The following is a 17,322-nucleotide window of genomic DNA, read 5'->3' as shown; positions in this document are numbered from 1 at the left end:
CGCATGAATAAAGGCCTGTGGCGCGGTTGCGCGCGGCGGCAGATCGGGCCGGAAATATGTAAAAAATTTGCGTGTTTGATGCAGGCGACAGTTGTTGCGCGCGCGCCATTGACATGCCGTTTCGACGCCCCGCAACGATGGATGATTGGGATTCTCAAAATGAGGAGCACATGGCGCCTGCGAATAAAAGATTTCAGCTGCGAATATGTATGAAATCGAGTGCTGAAAGGCAGTAGGTGCTATGAAGATTTCAGGCTGCGCCTGAGGCTGCAGGATTGGGGGGGAATTCCCAGCTGCGCGTGCCGTCTGTGCTGGCCAGCTGCTGCTGCAGCCGCTGCCAGTCGAAACCGGGTCCGGGGTCCTGCTTGCGCCCAGGCGCGATGTGCTCGTGTCCGGCGATGTAGCGCACCGGATAGTGCGCCGCGATGGCCATGCAAAGCTGCTGCAGGGCCTGGTACTGCGGAACTTCAAAGCTCAGGCCTTCCAGGCCTTCGAGTTCGATGCCGATGGAGTCGTCGTTGCAGCGCTCGCGCCCGCGCCACTGACTGACACCGGCATGCCAGGCGCGGTCGTCGCAGCTGACGAACTGCCAGATCTCGCCCTGACGCGTGATAAAGAAATGTGACGAGACTTCGAGGCCGCGAATGCCCTGGTAATAGGGGTGGGCGTTCCAGTCCAGCTGATTGGTGAACAGTTGCTGCACCGCGCCTGTGCCGTACTGGCCCGGAGGCAGGCTGATGGAGTGGATGACGACGAGATCGATCTGCGCATCCTCGGGGCGAGGGCCGAAATTGGGAGATCTCAGCTGACGCGCCGCACCATACCAGCCGGCCTGCCAGGGCTGGGTCAGGGAGGAGGAAAGGGGCGTGGAATCAGACATTGTCGCTCTGGTGTTTGCTGCCTTCGGCCGGCAGGTCTATGCCCAGACGGTCGATGCGGTAGCGAATCTGGCGCAGGCTGATGCCCAGTCTGGCCGCCGTGGCTGTGCGGTTGAAGCCGTTGTCCTGCAGGGCTCTGACCAGGATGCTGCGCTCCTGCTCATCAAGCCAGCCTTGCAGATCCTCCGGCAGCATGGCCGGACTGCCTGCGTGCTGAGTTTGCGGCGGCGGTGCGCTCGATGCCCAAGCGCCCGAGGAAGCCGCTACCGCCACGCCATCGCACTCGGCTGGCACGCCGGATTCGGGCAGACGCAGCGGGCCCTCCTCGCCCAGTGCAATGGCGCGGTGCAGCACGTTCTCCAGCTCGCGCACATTGCCAGGCAGCGGGAGCCGGGCTATCTGGCTCAGGCTGATGTCGTCCAGCTCCGGCGTAGCCAGTCCGGATTCGCGGGCCAGCTTTTGCAGCAAAGCCTGGCATAGCTGGCCCAGGTCTTCACGGCGCTCGCGCAGCGCGGGCAGCTCGATTTCGATGACGTTGAGGCGGTAGAACAGGTCCTGGCGGAAATTGCCTGCCTGCACTTCCGCTCCCAGATCGCGGTGGGTGGCGCTGACGATGCGCACATCGACGGCTTCTTCCTGGGTGCTGCCCAGTGGACGAATCTTGCGCTCCTGAATGGCGCGCAGCAGCTTGGCCTGCATGGCCAGGGGCAGGTCGCCGATTTCATCGAGAAACAAGGTGCCGCCCTGTGCGGCCTGGAAGTAGCCGGGCCTGTCCTGCGTGGCACCGGTGTAGGAGCCCTTGCGGGCACCGAAGAACTCGGCTTCGAGCAGGCTTTCCGGGATGGCACCGCAGTTGACCGCGACCATGGGTCCGCCGGCCCGCTGGCTGCAGCCGTGCAGGGCGCGTGCCACCAGTTCCTTGCCCGTGCCGGATTCACCGTGGATCAGCACGGGAGCCATGCCTTTGGCGACCTTGGCAATGCGCTGCTTGACCAGTTGCATGGCCTGAGACCTGCCAACCAGAGCCTCCAGGGCGCCAGCTGGCGTTCCCGCACCAGTGCCGCTGGCGGCCGAGCTGTCGCTGGTCTGCGGGTTGCCGGGCTTGGGCACCGCGCCAATGCCTTGCACAGCCGAAGCCACGACCTGACGGAACTGGCGCAGATCCACGGGCTTGGTCAGATAGTCGAACGCACCCGCGCGCAGGGCCTCGACGGCGTTTTCGGCAGAGCCGTAGGCCGTCATGACGATGCAGCGCTCGCTGCGCGACTGATCGCGCAGTTGCAGCAGCAGCTCCATGCCGATCCCGTCGGGCAGGCGCATATCGGTAATCAAGACATCGAAATTGCGGCCTTGCAACTGAGTCATGCCTTCCTGGACCGAGCCCGCGGTTTCCACGCGGTAGCCTTCCCGCAGCAAGGTCAGCTCGTAGAGCGTGCGCAGATCCGGTTCATCATCGACCACGAGAATGCTGGCCGCTGCGGATGAGTGAGGCGATGATGTCACTGGGCTTACACCATGATCGAGTCAAACAGGGAGTGGCTCGCGAGGGATGAAGGGCCGCTGCGCAGAGTCACGATAAAGGCATTGCCGTTCACCTCGCCTTGCGGTGTGCTGCGAGCCAGGCGTTGATAGCTGATGGAGGCATCGTAGCGCTGGCACAGCTCGCGGCATATATAGAGTCCGAGGCCGCTGGAGCGGCTTTGAGAGGAGAAGAACGGCTCGAACAGATGGCGCTCGACGCTGGACTCCAGCGGTGCCCCATCACTCCAGACCATGAACCAGCAGGTGTCGTCCTGCGGTGCGAGACCCTGGATCTGACCGTTCAAGGGCCCGTGGCCGCTGATCAACTGCAGGCCTGCCTCATTGCCGGCATGGCTGCGGTGGCGCTGGGCATTGTCCAGCAAGTTGATCAGCACGCGGCGCAGATGCTCTTCATCGAACAGGATGTGGCGGGCCGTTGCATTGAGCCGCAGCAGAAGCTGGCGCGGCGGAGCGGCCTGTATGCGCCATTCATGGCTGATCTGGGCCAGCAGGGTGTCCAGCGGCAGCGACTGGCCCTGATGGGTTTCTGCGCCCTGCTGCACGCGTGCCAGGTTGAGGATTTCTTCGGCGATGCGGGCCAGTCGGTCGGCGTTCTGCCCCACGATCCGGCATAGCTGTTGGGGGCCGGGCTGGCTCGCCAGGTCTTCGGCCAGCAGCGCATTGGCCTGGGTGATGGCGGCCAGCGGGTTGCGTATTTCATGGGCCACGGCAGCCGACATACGGCCCATGGAGGCCAGCTTTTCGGTGCGCAGCTGCGCTTCCATTTCGCGCAGGTCGTGAAGAAACATGACGCAAAGCGAATGGCTGGCTTGCGCCTGCGGCCCTTCGTCCAGATAGGGCGCCGAAACTTCGGTGATGCGTGTGCGCACATGCATGCCCGTGGCGCCGTGTCGTTCATGGGCCTGCAGGTGAATCGTGGCGGACAGCGGGCGGGCATGGGCAAAGCTGGCTTGTGTTGAATGCGCCAGCGGCTCCCACCAGCTGTGGGCCTGCAGGGAAAAAGGCTGGGGGTGATCTATGGGCAGGCCCAGCAGCTGCAAGGCAGCTGGGTTGGCCTGCAGAACCAGCAAGCTCGAGTCGACCACCAGCACGCCGTCGGAGAAGTGGTTGATCACCAGACTGTTGACCTGCTCCTGGGTCTGGGTGCGCAAGCGGTTGAACAGTGCCTGGGAACGCTCGCGCCGGACACGCTTGGCCAGCTCGTGCGTGAGATAGGCCACGCAGAAATAGCCGGCGCAGGAAAAAGCCGTCTGGTAGTAAGACTGGGCGCCGTCGTTGAGCCCGCCATGGTATTGCCAGAAGGTATAGGCCAGCGTCAGCAGCGTGATGCTGGCCGTGGTGCCAAAGGCCAGCATCAGTCCGCCCAGCGCCGAGGAAATCAGGACGGGAATGGCCAGCAGCGCGGTGTAGTTGAGCGAGCCGACCTGAAAGATCTGCAGCAGAAAGATCACCGCAATGTCGACGCCGATCACGGGCAGCCATTGCAGGGCTGCGCGAGGCGCCGGCAAATGACGTCCGGCAGCCAGGCGCAGCACGACGGTCAGCGTCAGATAGGTGAAGCAGATCAGCCAGGCCAGGGGGGAGCTGATGTTCTGCAGCTGCAGATTCAGCGTCTGCAGCAGCACCAGGGCCAGCGCCAGAAGCACGCGGCCGCTGAGGAAGGCCTGCCACAGGCGCACGAACGGGGCGTTGAGACTGGCGTCCGCGCGCCGGCTGATGGCTTCATCGAGCGGGATGGCGGTGTGCTGCCAGGGCGAGGCGGAGTTCACCATGCGGTCAGTGGCGGGCAGTGTCTTGCTGGGCCAGGCGGCGGTGTTCCGCGCTGCAGAAGATCTTGCCCGAGGCGTCGTTGACAGCATCTGCTTGCGGCAGGTGAAGGCCGCAGTGAGCACAAGCTACCATGGTCTGTGCCTGCTTGGGGGTGCTGGCAGGCCTGGTCTGATCGGCCACTTCAGCGCGGCGTTTGCTGCGCCAGATTCCGACAGCCACCACCACGACCAGCAGGACCAGCAAATACTTCATGCTGCGCGCTCCAGCAGGACTTCAATCACAAACCGCGAGCCGGCATAGGCCAGCAGCAAAAAGATGGCGCCGATATAAAGAACACGTACGGCGCTCTGGCCGCGCCAGCCGAATCGCTTGCGGCCGAACAGCAGCACGGCAAATGCCAGCCAGGACAGCAGGGAGAAAATGGATTTGTGATTCCACACCCAGGCCTTGCCGTAGAGCTGCTCGCCAAACAGCCAGCCTGCGGCCAGTGTGGCGGTCAGCAGCACAAAGCCCGCTCCGACAAAACGGAAGGTCAGCCGCTCCAGCGTCAGCAGCGGCAGTCCGCTGTCATGGTCGCCGCCCTGGCGCATCTGCCGCTCGGCATGGCTCATCAGCGCGCCATGAACGACGGCTGCGGCAAACAGGCCGTAGGAAGCAATACCCAGAGCCAGATGCAGCGGCAGCCAGGGCGAGGCGTTGACGTGCAGCGGAGTGCCGGGGAACACCACGGCCAGAAGCACGGCCACGCTGCCCAGCATGGACAGCGGCCAGCGCGAGCGCAGCTGCGGATAGAGCTGCTGCTCCACCACATAGACGGTCAGCACCAGCCAGGCAGTGATAGAGAGTGCAGGAGCAAAGCCGAAGTGCGGCAGCTCGCCAAGCAGACCCCAGCCCAGCAGCAGGGCATGCAGTGCCCAGGCCAGGCGCAGGCAGCGACGGGCACCGGCTTCTTGCAGGTGCTGGGTGGCAAGTGCAGGAATGGCGTAGGCAATGGCTGCGGCCATGGCCAGGATCCAGCCAATGGGGCCAGCTGCGGTGAGCGGTTGGGAGAGCATGCTTTCTATGATAGTGCCGCTGGCCCGCACTCATCTTTTGCAGGCCGCTGCCGTCCGGCAATTTTGTGCATAAAGCACTGCCTGAACCCGGTCATGAGCGTGGGTTTGAGCGCTTGCGAGCAGATCGTCGACTTTTGAGCCCGTTCTTCAATGATTTTCTTCAGCCGGGCGATGTCTCCAGTCTTCCCGCCCAGCCGGCCAGTCTTGGGCCACGAGCAAGGACTTGCAGGAGAGCTCGATTCAGGTCCATTAAGGTCCATTCAGGACCGGCCTGGTCTCTTTCGAGGGAGTTGTGAGGCAGGGCGCAGCGACCTTGCACGCCTGAGGCAGATCACGGACAAGCCTGCGGGGCATCGTCAATCAAGGGCAGCGGGTAAAATGCCTGTTCATGCAGCTTCGCCTCGCCTGGGCTGGGTCCGCAAGCTGCCCGGAGCCGTGCTGCGCGCTCGCGCACGACTCCCGTCCATCCATAACTTTCGAATGCTTTTTGCTTATGGCCTCCGCACTCACCGATAAACTCTCGCGCCTTGTCAAAGAGATGCGCGGCCAGGCCCGCATCACCGAGTCCAATGTGCAGGACATGCTGCGCGAAGTGCGCATGGCCTTGCTGGAGGCCGACGTGGCCCTGCCCGTGGTGCGCGACTTCATTGCCCGCGTCAAGGAAAAGGCGCTGGGCCAGGAAGTCATCAGCTCGCTGCAGCCCGGCCAGGTGCTGGTGTCCATCGTCAACAAGGAGTTGGCGGCGACCATGGGCGAAGGCGTGGCCGACATCAACCTCAATGCCCAGCCTCCCGCCGTCATTCTGATGGCGGGTCTGCAAGGGGCCGGCAAGACCACCACCACGGCCAAGCTGGCCAAGCATCTGATCGAAAAGCGCAAGAAAAAGGTGCTCACGGTCTCGGGAGACGTCTATCGCCCCGCGGCCATCGAGCAGCTCAAGACCGTGACGGCCCAGGCTGGCGCCGAGTGGTTCCCTTCCACGCCCGACCAGAAGCCCCACGATATCGCCGTGGCCGCGATCGACTACGCCAAAAAGCATTTCTTCGATGTGCTGCTGGTGGATACGGCCGGCCGTCTGGCCATCGACGAGCTGCTGATGGCCGAAATCAAGGATTTGCACGCCACGCTCAAGCCCGTCGAAACCCTGTTCGTGGTCGATGCCATGCAGGGCCAGGATGCGGTCAACACGGCCAAGGCCTTCAAGGAAGCGCTGCCGCTGACCGGTATCGTTCTGACCAAGCTCGATGGCGATTCGCGCGGCGGAGCTGCGCTGTCGGTGCGCCAGATCACGGGCGCGCCCATCAAGTTCGCCGGTGTCTCGGAAAAGATCGACGGCCTGGAAGTCTTCGATGCCGACCGCCACGCACAGCGCGTGCTGGGCATGGGCGACATCGTGGCCCTGGTCGAGCAGGTCACCAAGGGCGTGGACATGGAAGCCGCGCAGAAGATGGCCGAGAAGCTCAAGAGCGGCGACGGCTTCGACCTCAACGACTTTCTGGCCCAGCTGCAGCAGATGAAGCAGATGGGCGGTCTCTCGACCCTGATGGACAAGCTGCCCGCCGAGCTGGCCGGCAAGGCCGGTCAGGTCGATATGGACAAGGCCGAGCGCGAGATCAAGCGCAAGGAAGGCATCATCTGCTCCATGACCTTCAAGGAACGCAAGAACCCCGCCCTGATCAAGGCCACGCGCAAAAAGCGTATTGCCGACGGCGCCGGCGTGCAGGTGCAGGAAGTCAACCGCCTGCTCAAGGAGTTCGAGCAGATGCAGACCATGATGAAGAAGTTCAAGGGCGGCGGTCTGATGAAGATGATGAAGAAGATGGGCGGCATGAAGGCCATGAAGGGCATGATGGGCGGCGGCGGCATGCCCAAGCTGCCGTTCTGATAGCTCCCCCTGAGCCGCTGCGCGGCTTCCCCTGGCCGGGCGCCCCCAAGGGGGACGACAGCCTCGCTGCGCGGCGGCGCGGCCGGCATAGGCGCTTGCTCGCTGTCCCTGAGTTGGGGGGTGCTTGGTTTGAGATCAGCGATCTATAAAAAGTGAGCTGCTTGCGCTTGTTGTTTATGGGTTTTGATGAGAAATGCATCTAAATCAAAGGAATGACAAGCGAGAGCAGCTCACTTTTTTGTAAAGAAGCGCAGTAATTGGGGGTAGAAGGTGGCTGTATGGGCGGCTTTCTGAGAACATGCCTTTCCATGAAGCTACAAGACAGGACTTTCGTGGAGGCGGGTCAGCGGCAACCTCTGCCTCAATGTCTGGAGCGCCGCGGCGCGCTGATGCTGGCGGGCTCGCTGCTTGCGGTGCTGGCCGGGTGTTCCACCACCAAAGACAAGCCCCGGCCTGCTGCGCAAGGCGGATCTTCCGTGCGCCCGGCCAATGCCCTGAGTCTGGATGCAGAGCTGCGCGAGTCGCTGCTGGCGCGAACCATGCTGGTGGTCAACACGCCTTACACCTATGGCGGCAACTCGCCTGAAGGCGGTTTTGACTGCAGCGGTCTGATTCAGTGGGCCGTGGGGGGCATCACGGAAATGCGCCTGCCCCGCACCACATCGCAATGGGCGCAGGCCAGCAACCCGGTGGACGGACGCGATCTGATGCGCGGCGACTTCGTGTTCTTCAACACTCTGGGCGGGCGCTATTCCCATATGGGAATTTTTGTGGGAAACGGACAGTTCGTGCACGCGCCGTCCAGCGGCGGAACGGTGCAGCGGGTACGCATGGACAATGTGTACTTCGCCAAGCGATTCACGGAAGCCCGAAGTATCTTTGCCTGAATGCCCGCGCCGCGGATGTAAAAAGGGACTGCCTGGCAGTCCCTCGGTTTTTGCGGGTGTCCCGCACTTATGCCGCAGGCTCGGAGGCGGGCTTTGCCTCATCGCCGGTCAGCGGCAGATTCCAGCTCATCGCATGCCAGGGGTGCTGCTCCTGCGTCACCCATTGCGCCACTTCTTCGGACGTGAAGGCCTTGCCCAGTACATCGCTGCGGCCTTGTGCCAGCCATTGTGCGCGGCCCTGTGCATAGGCCTGACCGAAAGCAAGCCAGCTGTCGAAGCATTGCTGGGCGCGCTGGGCGTTGAGCTGAAGGATATCCCAATGCAGGGCTTCGTCCGTCCATTCCAGCAGCCTGGCGCTGCGCACAAAAAAGGTCACGCGCGCGCAGGCAAACGCCATTGCGGCGCGCACGTCGTCGCTGCGCTGCAGGCGCTGCAGATCCAGCATGAACCAGCGCTGGCGCAGTGCGTCGGGCAGTTGCTGGCGCACCTGTTCGTCGCTGAGGTCGGTGCGCAGGCCAAGATGGTGCAGGATCATGGGGCGCAGCTGCCTGGCCAGCGCATCGTCAGCGCCATGCAGATCGCTGGCAAAGCCGCCTTGCATGGCGTGGTAGGCCATGGGGTGGGCCAGGGCCAGGGCCCAGTTGCGCTCCTGGCTGCCCGCCTGGTAGCTGATGATGTCGCCGCGTTGCCTGGCCTCCTTGAGGCGCTTGAAGCCGCCGCGCAGCACCCAGTAGACCAGGGCCACGATGAGTAGAAAGATCGTCCATCCGCTCATGTGCGAACTCCTGGGCGACCGGGACGCTTTCTGGCCATCAGCAAGCTCTGTTTCAGTGCGGCGGATTTGGGCATGCGTTCAATGACTTCGCTGTCCAGCGAGTCCTTGCGTGCCGCCACCATCCACTGCATCAGCGGTGACTGCAGATTGAGCCGGGGCAGCAGGGCGGGGTGCTGCTGCATCAGCCACAGTTGCTCGTCGTCGGTCTGCAGCTCCTGCACCGAGCACCAGGGCGCCAGCCCCGGATGGGACTTCAGCAGCTCGGGCGGGCGGCGCACAATGCCCATGGACAGCGCGTCCTCGGGCACCTCGTCATTGAGCGGCAGATGATTGAGCAGAGTCACCACATCGGGCATATAGCGCGCAATCGGCGGTCGGTTCTGCTTGCCCTTGATCTGCTCGATCTGAAGCTTGCCGTCCTTTTGCACATAGGCATTGACGGTGATGCGGGGCTGGGCCGTGCCCGTGCGGTAGCTGAACAGCCGCATGCGCCCCGACTCGAGACCCTCGGCGTAATGTTCTCCATAGCCGCCGCTGAAGGACTTGCGGTTGGCAAACTGGCCCACGCAGTGGCCCATCATCTGGCTTTCATAGGCCATTTCCTGGCGCATCTGCGCACTTGTGCCGTCAAACTCCACAAAGGTACCGTGCTGGCCGCGCAGCAGCCCGTGCACGGCGCTCGAGCTGTGCTCGACCCGGCCGCTGTTCTGCTTTTTCTCGAAAGCCAGATGCTCCAGCGTCCAGCGCGCCAGCGCCTGCGGGCAGTTCACGCGCTGCAGCTTGCCTTCGAGAGAGGTGCCCTTGCGGGTGGAGAGAAATTCCACCAGCCGTGTCTCCAGCGCCAGCAGGGCGGCGCTGTCGGGCTGCACCCACCAGAGCTCGGGCAGCTCGAAGCCGGCCTGCCTGCGCTCCAGCCGCTCCAGCGCCCAGGCCGGCGGCTGCTGACGGCCGGCCAGCTCCTGCAACTGCCGGACGTCGGCAATGCGCAGCACGTCAGGCTCGTCGGCCTGCAGATTGCCCACCACATGGCGGTAGAAGTGGTTGCCCAGCCAGGCAGCGACATCGGCTGCGTCGCCGCGCTCTGCGCTGCGCTCCTTGATGCGCTGCTTGATGGCCGGGGCGTTGACGACATCGCGCGCCTTGTAGGCACTGGCGGCAGCGGCTTTTTCGACGACCTGATTCACCAGAATTTCCACCATGGTTTGCGACCCGATGCCTCAGCGCCGGCCTGGGCGTCGCGTTCGGCCAGCTTGCGCTCGGCGCGCTCTATGCCGGACTGCGACATGCGCCGCTCGTCCTCGTCGTCATCCTTGTCCAGATAGCTGTTGGCCTGCTTGTGCAGTGCCACGGATTCTTCCAGCAGCTCGGGGTAGGCTTCCAGCGCACAGGCCAGGCGGCGCAGCGGATAGCAGTCCTGCAGCGCGATGACTTCTTGCTGATGCGCGCGCAGGCGCGGCAGCACCAGCTCGGGGCGTGTGCTGGAGAAAAAGTCCAGCATGGACATCAGGGACGCCAGGTAGTTGCGGCGCACGTCGCGCTGCTCGTCTTCATCCAGGTCGTGGAACCATTGGTCCAGACGCTCCATCCAGATGCTGATCTCGTCATCGCGGTTGAGCTTGTAGAGCGATAGGGCGACGGTGGAGAAGTAACGTGTGGGCTCATGGCGGCTGTAGCCATGCTCCTGGGCGAAATGCCACAGGCGCTCGGCCTCGACCACGGTCTGCGCGTCGTCGTCCTTGCCCACGGCACACCACAGCAGGCCGTTGTGATGCTCGGCAAACGGGCTGCTGCCCAGGCCCTTGTGGTGCAGCTCGGCGGCTTCGTCGTAGCGGTCCATGAAGCGGTACTTGATGGCCAGGTTGTTGCAGAGCATGGAGTACACATGCAGGTCGCCATCCTTGAAGCGGCCCTGGCCAGTCGCCCAGAAATGCTCGAAGCGGGCGAGACCCTCCTCGTAGTAGCGCACGACCAGAGGCTCGCGCACCTCCTGCGCAGGCACTTTCTTCTTGCCGCCCATCAGCGGAGCCAGATCGTCTGCATCGTCAAGGACCACGCCGGCGGCGTAGCACCAGTGCGCGCCATGGCCCTGGGGAAAAGGCCGAGCCAGCGCTTCTTCCAGCGGCAGCGCGGCAAAGCGGGCAGCCCAGAGCGCGGGCAGCTTGTCGCTGTCGGCCATCTCGGGGTGCTGGCCCACGCCAATTTCCAGCAGCGGCAGAGCCTGCTCCATCTGGCGCTTGCGTGCCAGACGCAGGCCGTCTAGCAGAGCCAGCACCGGATGCGCCGGCTGGGCTGCGCGCACCATGTTCAGATAGAAATCAGCCGGATGCAGTGGCATCTCTTCTTGCGCGAGCAGCTGGCGCATGTCCTCGTCAGTCTGGCCAATGGCCAGAACCAGCGCCCAGGTGATGGCGTTGGCCGGGTCGTTGCTGAACTGTTCCTTGGCCAGTTGAAAAGCGGCCACGGCCGAGACGGGGCGGGCGTGGAGCACGCTTTCCAGCGCCAGATCGGCGGCCTCCTTCAAGCGGCCGGCCTGCACCAGCCAACCCAGTTGGGAGGCGCTGAAGGGATCGCCCGAGTCATCCGTCAGGCCGAAGTGTCCCTGAGGCGCCAGTTGCAGCGCTGCCTCCAGCTGACCGGCCTGCGCACAGGCCTGGGCTTGCAGTCGCACGATCTTGACTTGGCGATGCGCCTTGACGGCCTGCGAGGGCGGGGGATTCTCCAGAGCGGCCAGTTGCTGCTCGCAGGCCATGAGCAGGGCGGGCAGGCTTTGCGGGGCCAGCGGCAGCACATGGTCGGCCAGCGTCATCCAGCGGTCAAAGTCCACCTGCTGATCGGGCGCGGCATCACGCAATATATTGATGGCGTTTTGCACGAGGCTGGCTGACTCGCTGGCGTGGCCGCTTTTCTGAGCCATTTCCGCCTTGCGAACGCAGAGGATGGCATCGAGGTAGGCCGCATCTTCGGCCAGATCGGGGTTGCGACGCTCCTGGGCGCGTTGCAGCTCAAGGCCCGTGGCCGCAGCTTCCCAGGCCTGGAGCTGCGAGGCCATCCAGTGCCAGCCATGCCAGTAGTTGTCGCTGTCCACATCCTCGGGCAGCCGGGCAATGGCTTGTGCTGCGGCACTCAGCAGTGCTTGTGCGGAGGGCTGGTCAAAACCCATGCGGCTCTGGATGTCGCTGAGGCTCAGGCGCAGCGCGGCCTCTGCGGGGCTCAGTTCGTCGGCAGCGGCCAGGGCGGTGTCGCGATGCTGCTGCAGCAGCTTGTTGGCCGCTTCGGGCTGATCGAGGTAGAGCCAGAAGTCGTGAACGCGCTCGAGCTCCTGCACGGTGGCTGGGGCAAAGTTCTGCTGCCCCATCAACTCCACCGCAGCAGCGATGCGGTCCTGACGGCTGATGCTGCCGGGCTTGTCGTCGTTGTAGTCGTTCAGTAGCTCATGGGCTTGGTCCAGCAGGGCGTAGATGGCATCGCCCTGCAGTGCGGCAGTTTGGTTCATGGTGTCCAGAGTTCAATCCGAGGCAGCTTGGCCCCAATAGGTCATCATCCTAGCTTCGGATTGAAGAGGTGTGTGCCATCCGGCAAGGCATCACCATTTGTTACAGAATTTATAACCAGTCATGAAAAAAGCCTGCCTTGGAATTGCAGGCAGGCTTTTTGTGGATGAGGCTGGGGACTGTCGGGCTGTCAATCCTTGACCAGGACTTCGCCGCGCAAGGTGTAGGCCTTGGCTTCGGTAATCTTCACATCCACCATCTGTCCGATCAAACGCTCGTTGCCGGGGAAGTTGACCACGCGGTTGCAATAGGTGCGGCCCATCAGCTCGCTGCCGTCGCGCTTGCTCACGCCTTCGACCAGCAGGCGTTGCACCGTGCCGACACGTTCTTCGCTGATCTCCTTGATGTTGGTGTTGATCACGGCCTGCAACTCCTGCAGGCGGCGCAGCTTGACTTCGTGCGGCGTGTCGTCGTGCAGATTGGCTGCAGGCGTGCCGGGGCGGGGGCTGAAGATGAAGCTGAACGAGTTGTCGAAGCGCACATCGTGGATGAGCTTCATCATCTTCTGGAAGTCTTCCTCGGTCTCGCCGGGGAAGCCCACGATGAAGTCGCTGCTCATGGCCAGATCGGGACGGATGGCGCGCAGCTTGCGGATGGTGCTCTTGTACTCCATGGCCGTGTAGCCGCGCTTCATGGCCATGAGGATCTTGTCGCTGCCATGCTGCACGGGCAGATGCAGATGGCTGACCAGCTGCGGAATCTTGGCGTAGGCCTCGATCAGGCGCGGCGTGAATTCGTTGGGATGGCTGGTGGTGTAGCGGATGCGCTCGATGCCGGGAATCTCGGCCACATATTCCAGCAGCAGCGCGAAGTCGGCCATCTCGCTGCTGTCGCCCATCTTGCCCAGGTAGGCGTTGACGTTCTGGCCCAGCAGCGTGATTTCCTTGACGCCTTGCTCGGCCAGGCCCGCGACTTCCACCAGTACGTCCTCGAAGGGGCGGCTGACTTCCTCGCCGCGTGTGTAGGGCACGACGCAGTAGCTGCAATATTTGGAGCAGCCTTCCATGATGGAGACAAAGGCCGAAGCGCCTTCCACGCGGGCCGGCGGCAGGTGGTCGAACTTCTCGATTTCGGGGAAGGAGATATCGACCTGGGGCTTGGCCTTGGCCGCACGCTGATTGAGCAGCTCGGGCAGGCGGTGCAGGGTCTGGGGACCGAAGACCACATCGACAAACGGAGCGCGCTTGATGATCTCTGCACCCTCCTGGCTGGCCACGCAGCCGCCCACGCCGATCAGCACGCCTTTTTCCTTGAGATGGCGGATGCGGCCCAGATCGCTGAATACTTTTTCCTGGGCCTTCTCGCGCACCGAGCAGGTGTTGAACAGGATCAGATCGGCCTCGTCCACGTTCTGCGTGGGCTCGTAACCCTGGGCCGCGCCCAGCACATCGGCCATCTTGTCCGAGTCGTACTCGTTCATCTGGCAGCCAAAGGTTTTGATAAAGACTTTCTTGCTCATGGGGCGCTCTTGTCAGGTGGGCCTGCAGTGTCTGCAAGCACAAAGTGATAGCGGCTGGCGCTTGCCATCACTCGATTTGGATATGGAAACAGTTCGAAAAGCTTGCTGAAAAAGCGCAAGCAGCTCGTCAATCAATAGCGGCCGGCGCGGACCGGACTCAGCTGCCGAACACGCGCTGCAGCAGGGTGCGCGGCTGGATCGGCTTGTATTTCTCGATTTCGGCCGAGGTCAGAATCCAGGCCGTGTGCAGGCCCTGGGTCTGCGGCTCGATCACATAGCCCACCAGCAGCTTCTGGCCTGCATAGTTGCTGGCAAAAACCAGGCTGCGTTCGCGGCTGAACAAGCGAAAGCCCGGCGTGGTGCGGATGGTCGTGCCGTTAATGGCCACTTCGGGGAAATTGGTGACCGTCAGTTCGCCGAACTGCGCCGTGGGCGGAAAGTTGCGCGTGTCGTCCGAGGGCAGGCCCTGTGTCAGGGCCGGCAGGCTGGCGCTGGCGGCAGCAACCAACAGGGCGCAGCCCCAAAGGCGGCGGCTGAAGCGGGTGGTGGTGCAGCGGTTCATGGTGTATATCCAGGGGCTGATCGTGGGGCGGTCAGAGCTGGAGTCATGGCCGCAATGCCGTGATTCTAGAGGCTGGCGCTTGGCAGCAGGGCTTGCTCAGGCTTTGCCGCCCGCGGCATAGAGCACGGCCTTGGGCGGGCGGCACAGCCCCCAGAAGCGCAGGCCCGTCAGCTCCGCCATGCGCACGCCCATGACGGTGGGCGCGGAAATCGTGGCCAGCGCCGCGATGCCGACCTTGGCGCATTTGCGCACCAGTTCATGGCTGCCGCGGCTGGACAGCAGCACAAAGCCGGGTTCGCCGAGGCGGCCCGTGCGCGCCAGCCGGCCGACCAGCTTGTCCAGCGCATTGTGGCGGCCCACGTCTTCGAGCACATCCGTGATGTCGCCCGCCAGCGTGGCCCAGCCTGCGGCATGGATGGCGCCGGCCTCGGCATTGAGAATCTGGTGTGGCGGCAGGGCGTCAATCGCCTTGAGCACGGTGGCTGCGTCGACCCGCTCCAGCCAGCCCTGGGGCGGCAGGGCATCAAACGACAGGTCCAGCGCCGCAAAGCTCTCGACTCCGCAGACGCCGCAACCCGTGCGGCCCGTCATGCTGCGGCGTTTGTCCTTGAGCCGCGCAAAGCAGCGCGAGGCGATGTCGAGCTGCACTTCCATGCCGTCCATGCCTTCGGGCAGGCCGGCCGCCGCGGCAGACACGGGGTGGGCTTCGATGCCGTAGCAGTCAGTGGCGCTGTCGATGATGCCCTCGGTCAGCGCAAAGCCCAGCGCAAAGTCCTCCACATCGGTGGGTGAGCCCATCATCACCGCATGCGAGATGCCGTTGAAGACCAGCGCGATCGGCACCTCGGCCGCGAGCACGCGCTCCTGCCGCTCCTGCTGCCCGGCGTTGAAGAAGCTCACGGCATGGGTGTGCAGCGGTGCTATCGGCTGGGCAGGGATGGGGCAGGCGGACTCGGTCATGGGCTGATGATAGTCAGCAGGCGCATCCCTTGCCGGCAAGGGGCGGATGCGCTGCGCTCAGTCCAGCAGTGCCATCCCCTTGATCTGTGCATACACCGGCATGCCGGCCTGCAGTTGCAAGGCCTTGGCCGAGTGCCGGGTGATTCTGGCCAGCAGCCGGGTGCCGCCCGCCTGCAGCGAAACCATGACCTGCCCCGGCCCGTCCTCGCGCAGGCCCAGCACCTGCACCGGAAGGATGTTGAGAATGCTGCTGCCCTCGGGCCTGAGCAGACTCAGGCTGACATCGCGTGCCTGCACGCGCAGCGGCACCGTGCTGCCCGGCTCGCGCGGTCTGGCCATGACGAGCTGCAGTTGTCCGCCGTCGAAGATCAGCGTGCTCAGATGGTCGGCAGCGTCATGGGCCTGCACCGTGGCATGGACCACGCTGGAGGCCACGTCGCCATGGGCCAGCGGCAGATCGAGGCTGGAGAGCAGTTCAGTGACGGAGCCCTGCGCCAGCACCTTGCCCGCGCCGAGCAGCACCATATGCTGGGCCAGGCGCGCAACCTCGTCCATGGAGTGGCTCACATAGATCACGGGAATCCGCAGATGCCGCTGCAACTGCTCCAGATAGGGCAGAACCTCGGCCTTGCGCTGGGCGTCGAGCGCGGCCAGGGGCTCGTCCATGAGCAGCACTTCGGGGCTGGTGGCCAGCGCTCTTGCAATCGCCACGCGCTGGCGTTCGCCGCCCGAAAGCGTGGCGGGCATGCGATCCATCAGATGGCTGATGCCCAGCAGTTCCACGGCCCGCTTCTTGGAGACCTTGCGGCGTTCCTGCGGCGTGCGCTTGAGACCGTAGTCGATATTGCGCTGCACCGACAGATGAGGAAACAGGCTGGCCTCCTGAAACACATAACCGAGTGCGCGCTGGTGCGTGGGCAGCCATTGTCGGCTGGTATCGTCCTGCCATACGGTCTGGTTGACGGTGACGCGACCTTGCGCCCGTTCAAGCCCGGCAAGACTGCGCAGACAGCTGGTCTTGCCGCAGCCCGAAGGCCCGAACAGGGCCGTGACCCCCTGGCCGGGTAGCTGCAGATCCACATCGAGTTCAAAGTCCGGCCGGCTCAGCCTGAGCTGTGCGGCGATGAAATTGGTGGCTGTCATGCGCGGCGCTCCGCTTTGGGTTGCAGCCAGTTCAAAGCCAGCAGCACGATGAAGGAGAACACCACCATGCCGGCCGCCAGCATATGGGCGTGGCCGTACTCCATGGCTTCCACATGGTCGTAAATCTGTACCGAGACCACGCGCGTGACGCCGGGGATGTTGCCGCCAAGCATCAGCACCACGCCGAATTCGCCCACGGTGTGGGCAAAGGTCAGCACGGCGGCGGTGATGAATCCGGGACGCGCCAGCGGCAGGGCCACGGTCAGGAAGCGGTCCAGCGGACTGGCGCCCAGGCTGGCGGCAGCCTCCATGGGGCGCGGGCCCAATGCCTCGAAGGCACGCTGCAGCGGCTGCACGGTGAATGGCATGGAGTAGATCAGCGAGCCGACCACGAGGCCGGCAAAGGTGAACGGCAGATTGCCCAGGCCCATGGCCTGCGTGAGCTTGCCTATGGGGCCGTTGGGCCCCATGGTGACCAGCAGATAAAAGCCGATGACGGTGGGCGGCAGTACCAGCGGCAGCGCCACCACGGCACCGATCGGGCCGCGCCAGCGCGAACGGGTATGGGCCAGCCACCAGGCCAGCGGTGTGCACAACAGCATGAGCAGCACGGTAGTCACGCCCGCGAGCTTGAGCGTGAGCCAGATGGCTGCGTAGTCTTCGGCATTCAGTTGCATGGAATCAAAAACAGGACTTGCGCAAACAAGCATGCACAACGGACATTTCTATCGGCAAAGCACCATGTCCGATCCGAATTTGCGCAAGTCGAAAAAAAAGACCCTTGGAGCGCCCAGCTTAGCCGAGCAGCGCCAAGGGTAGAGCGGATTGGTTTGAGCTCCAGGATTTGTCGGTCAA

The 17,322-nt window shown here is 63.9% G+C and carries 15 protein-coding genes; 2 read left to right on the top strand and 13 right to left on the bottom strand.

The genetic code is table 11. The annotated features are described in order from the left end of the window. Positions 1-250 precede the first annotated feature (250 nt). Genes ampD through MPZ60_RS21350 form a run of 5 tightly spaced genes read right to left on the bottom strand, consistent with a single transcriptional unit; the run spans position 251 to position 5,245 of the window. Positions 251-880: a 1,6-anhydro-N-acetylmuramyl-L-alanine amidase AmpD gene (gene ampD / locus MPZ60_RS21370; RefSeq protein WP_034357811.1), complete on the bottom strand. Its 630-nt coding sequence runs from the start codon at positions 878-880 to the stop codon at positions 251-253. Further along, positions 873-2,339 (bottom strand): sigma-54 dependent transcriptional regulator, encoded by a 1,467-nt coding sequence (locus MPZ60_RS21365; protein WP_080746073.1) that lies wholly within the window; start codon positions 2,337-2,339, stop codon positions 873-875. Before MPZ60_RS21365 ends, ampD begins: the two co-directional genes overlap by 8 nt. 47 nt (positions 2,340-2,386) lie before the next feature. Continuing rightward, positions 2,387-4,192, bottom strand: coding sequence for a PAS domain-containing sensor histidine kinase (locus MPZ60_RS21360; protein WP_034357807.1), 1,806 nt, complete (start codon positions 4,190-4,192; stop codon positions 2,387-2,389). A 4-nt stretch (positions 4,193-4,196) separates the two neighbouring features. After that, positions 4,197-4,442: a PP0621 family protein gene (locus tag MPZ60_RS21355; protein WP_034357805.1), complete on the bottom strand. Its 246-nt coding sequence runs from the start codon at positions 4,440-4,442 to the stop codon at positions 4,197-4,199. After that, positions 4,439-5,245 (bottom strand): inner membrane protein YpjD, encoded by an 807-nt coding sequence (locus tag MPZ60_RS21350; RefSeq protein WP_034357803.1) that lies wholly within the window; start codon positions 5,243-5,245, stop codon positions 4,439-4,441. Before MPZ60_RS21350 ends, MPZ60_RS21355 begins: the two co-directional genes overlap by 4 nt. 493 nt (positions 5,246-5,738) lie before the next feature. On the opposite strand from MPZ60_RS21350, the gene ffh reads away from it, so the two are divergent. Together ffh and MPZ60_RS21340 are read left to right on the top strand one after the other, a co-directional pair. Further along, a complete protein-coding gene (gene ffh, locus MPZ60_RS21345) occupies positions 5,739-7,130 on the top strand; it encodes a signal recognition particle protein (RefSeq protein ID WP_003070990.1) in 1,392 nt (463 codons plus the stop codon). Between the two features lie 308 nt (positions 7,131-7,438). Next, on the top strand, positions 7,439-8,017 hold the full coding sequence (locus MPZ60_RS21340; protein ID WP_034357801.1) for a C40 family peptidase: 579 nt from the start codon (positions 7,439-7,441) through the stop codon (positions 8,015-8,017). A gap of 67 nt (positions 8,018-8,084) precedes the next feature. Here the strand turns inward: MPZ60_RS21340 and MPZ60_RS21335 are convergent, their stop codons facing one another. The 8 genes from MPZ60_RS21335 to modB form a co-directional block, all read right to left on the bottom strand. Then, a complete protein-coding gene (locus MPZ60_RS21335; protein WP_034357799.1) occupies positions 8,085-8,792 on the bottom strand; it encodes a DUF1266 domain-containing protein in 708 nt (235 codons plus the stop codon). Beyond that, a complete protein-coding gene (locus MPZ60_RS21330) occupies positions 8,789-9,991 on the bottom strand; it encodes a hypothetical protein (RefSeq protein WP_034357797.1) in 1,203 nt (400 codons plus the stop codon). The genes MPZ60_RS21335 and MPZ60_RS21330 overlap by 4 nt, the downstream gene beginning before the upstream one ends. Further along, positions 9,973-12,285 (bottom strand): hypothetical protein, encoded by a 2,313-nt coding sequence (locus MPZ60_RS21325; protein WP_034357795.1) that lies wholly within the window; start codon positions 12,283-12,285, stop codon positions 9,973-9,975. Before MPZ60_RS21325 ends, MPZ60_RS21330 begins: the two co-directional genes overlap by 19 nt. 188 nt (positions 12,286-12,473) lie before the next feature. After that, positions 12,474-13,802, bottom strand: a complete 1,329-nt coding sequence (gene miaB, locus MPZ60_RS21320; RefSeq protein ID WP_003071003.1) for a tRNA (N6-isopentenyl adenosine(37)-C2)-methylthiotransferase MiaB — start codon at positions 13,800-13,802, stop codon at positions 12,474-12,476. A 157-nt stretch (positions 13,803-13,959) separates the two neighbouring features. Beyond that, complete coding sequence (locus MPZ60_RS21315) at positions 13,960-14,364, bottom strand: hypothetical protein (protein WP_034357793.1); 405 nt, start codon at positions 14,362-14,364, stop codon at positions 13,960-13,962. Positions 14,365-14,460: 96 nt separating this feature from the next. Then, positions 14,461-15,324, bottom strand: coding sequence for a formate dehydrogenase accessory sulfurtransferase FdhD (gene fdhD / locus MPZ60_RS21310; RefSeq protein WP_034357791.1), 864 nt, complete (start codon positions 15,322-15,324; stop codon positions 14,461-14,463). Positions 15,325-15,381: 57 nt separating this feature from the next. After that, positions 15,382-16,467 (bottom strand): molybdenum ABC transporter ATP-binding protein, encoded by a 1,086-nt coding sequence (gene modC, locus MPZ60_RS21305; RefSeq protein WP_034357789.1) that lies wholly within the window; start codon positions 16,465-16,467, stop codon positions 15,382-15,384. Next, the gene (gene modB / locus MPZ60_RS21300; RefSeq protein WP_003075261.1) at positions 16,464-17,144 is read right to left on the bottom strand and encodes a molybdate ABC transporter permease subunit; all 681 of its coding nucleotides are present in this window, start codon (positions 17,142-17,144) and stop codon (positions 16,464-16,466) included. Before modB ends, modC begins: the two co-directional genes overlap by 4 nt. Between the last annotated feature and the right edge of the window lie 178 nt (positions 17,145-17,322).

The sequence above is a fragment of the Comamonas sp. 7D-2 genome (genome assembly GCF_022749555.1).
GTDB lineage: Bacteria > Pseudomonadota > Gammaproteobacteria > Burkholderiales > Burkholderiaceae_C > Comamonas > Comamonas thiooxydans.
Note: the sequence above shows the minus strand (reverse complement) of the source record. Positions and strands in the feature narration are given on the sequence as shown.

What these genes read in the sequence shown, in the direction of transcription:
- MPZ60_RS21315 (WP_034357793.1), bottom strand. Translation starts at nt 14,364, where the DNA reads ATGAACCGCTGCACCACCACCCGCTTCAGCCGCCGCCTTTGGGGCTGC.
- MPZ60_RS21330 (WP_034357797.1), bottom strand. Translation starts at nt 9,991, where the DNA reads ATGGTGGAAATTCTGGTGAATCAGGTCGTCGAAAAAGCCGCTGCCGCC.
- ampD (WP_034357811.1), bottom strand. Translation starts at nt 880, where the DNA reads ATGTCTGATTCCACGCCCCTTTCCTCCTCCCTGACCCAGCCCTGGCAG.
- MPZ60_RS21325 (WP_034357795.1), bottom strand. Translation starts at nt 12,285, where the DNA reads ATGAACCAAACTGCCGCACTGCAGGGCGATGCCATCTACGCCCTGCTG.
- MPZ60_RS21355 (WP_034357805.1), bottom strand. Translation starts at nt 4,442, where the DNA reads ATGAAGTATTTGCTGGTCCTGCTGGTCGTGGTGGTGGCTGTCGGAATC.
- modC (WP_034357789.1), bottom strand. Translation starts at nt 16,467, where the DNA reads ATGACAGCCACCAATTTCATCGCCGCACAGCTCAGGCTGAGCCGGCCG.
- MPZ60_RS21335 (WP_034357799.1), bottom strand. Translation starts at nt 8,792, where the DNA reads ATGAGCGGATGGACGATCTTTCTACTCATCGTGGCCCTGGTCTACTGG.
- MPZ60_RS21360 (WP_034357807.1), bottom strand. Translation starts at nt 4,192, where the DNA reads ATGGTGAACTCCGCCTCGCCCTGGCAGCACACCGCCATCCCGCTCGAT.
- modB (WP_003075261.1), bottom strand. Translation starts at nt 17,144, where the DNA reads ATGCAACTGAATGCCGAAGACTACGCAGCCATCTGGCTCACGCTCAAG.
- MPZ60_RS21350 (WP_034357803.1), bottom strand. Translation starts at nt 5,245, where the DNA reads ATGCTCTCCCAACCGCTCACCGCAGCTGGCCCCATTGGCTGGATCCTG.
- fdhD (WP_034357791.1), bottom strand. Translation starts at nt 15,324, where the DNA reads ATGACCGAGTCCGCCTGCCCCATCCCTGCCCAGCCGATAGCACCGCTG.
- ffh (WP_003070990.1), top strand. Translation starts at nt 5,739, where the DNA reads ATGGCCTCCGCACTCACCGATAAACTCTCGCGCCTTGTCAAAGAGATG.
- miaB (WP_003071003.1), bottom strand. Translation starts at nt 13,802, where the DNA reads ATGAGCAAGAAAGTCTTTATCAAAACCTTTGGCTGCCAGATGAACGAG.
- MPZ60_RS21340 (WP_034357801.1), top strand. Translation starts at nt 7,439, where the DNA reads ATGAAGCTACAAGACAGGACTTTCGTGGAGGCGGGTCAGCGGCAACCT.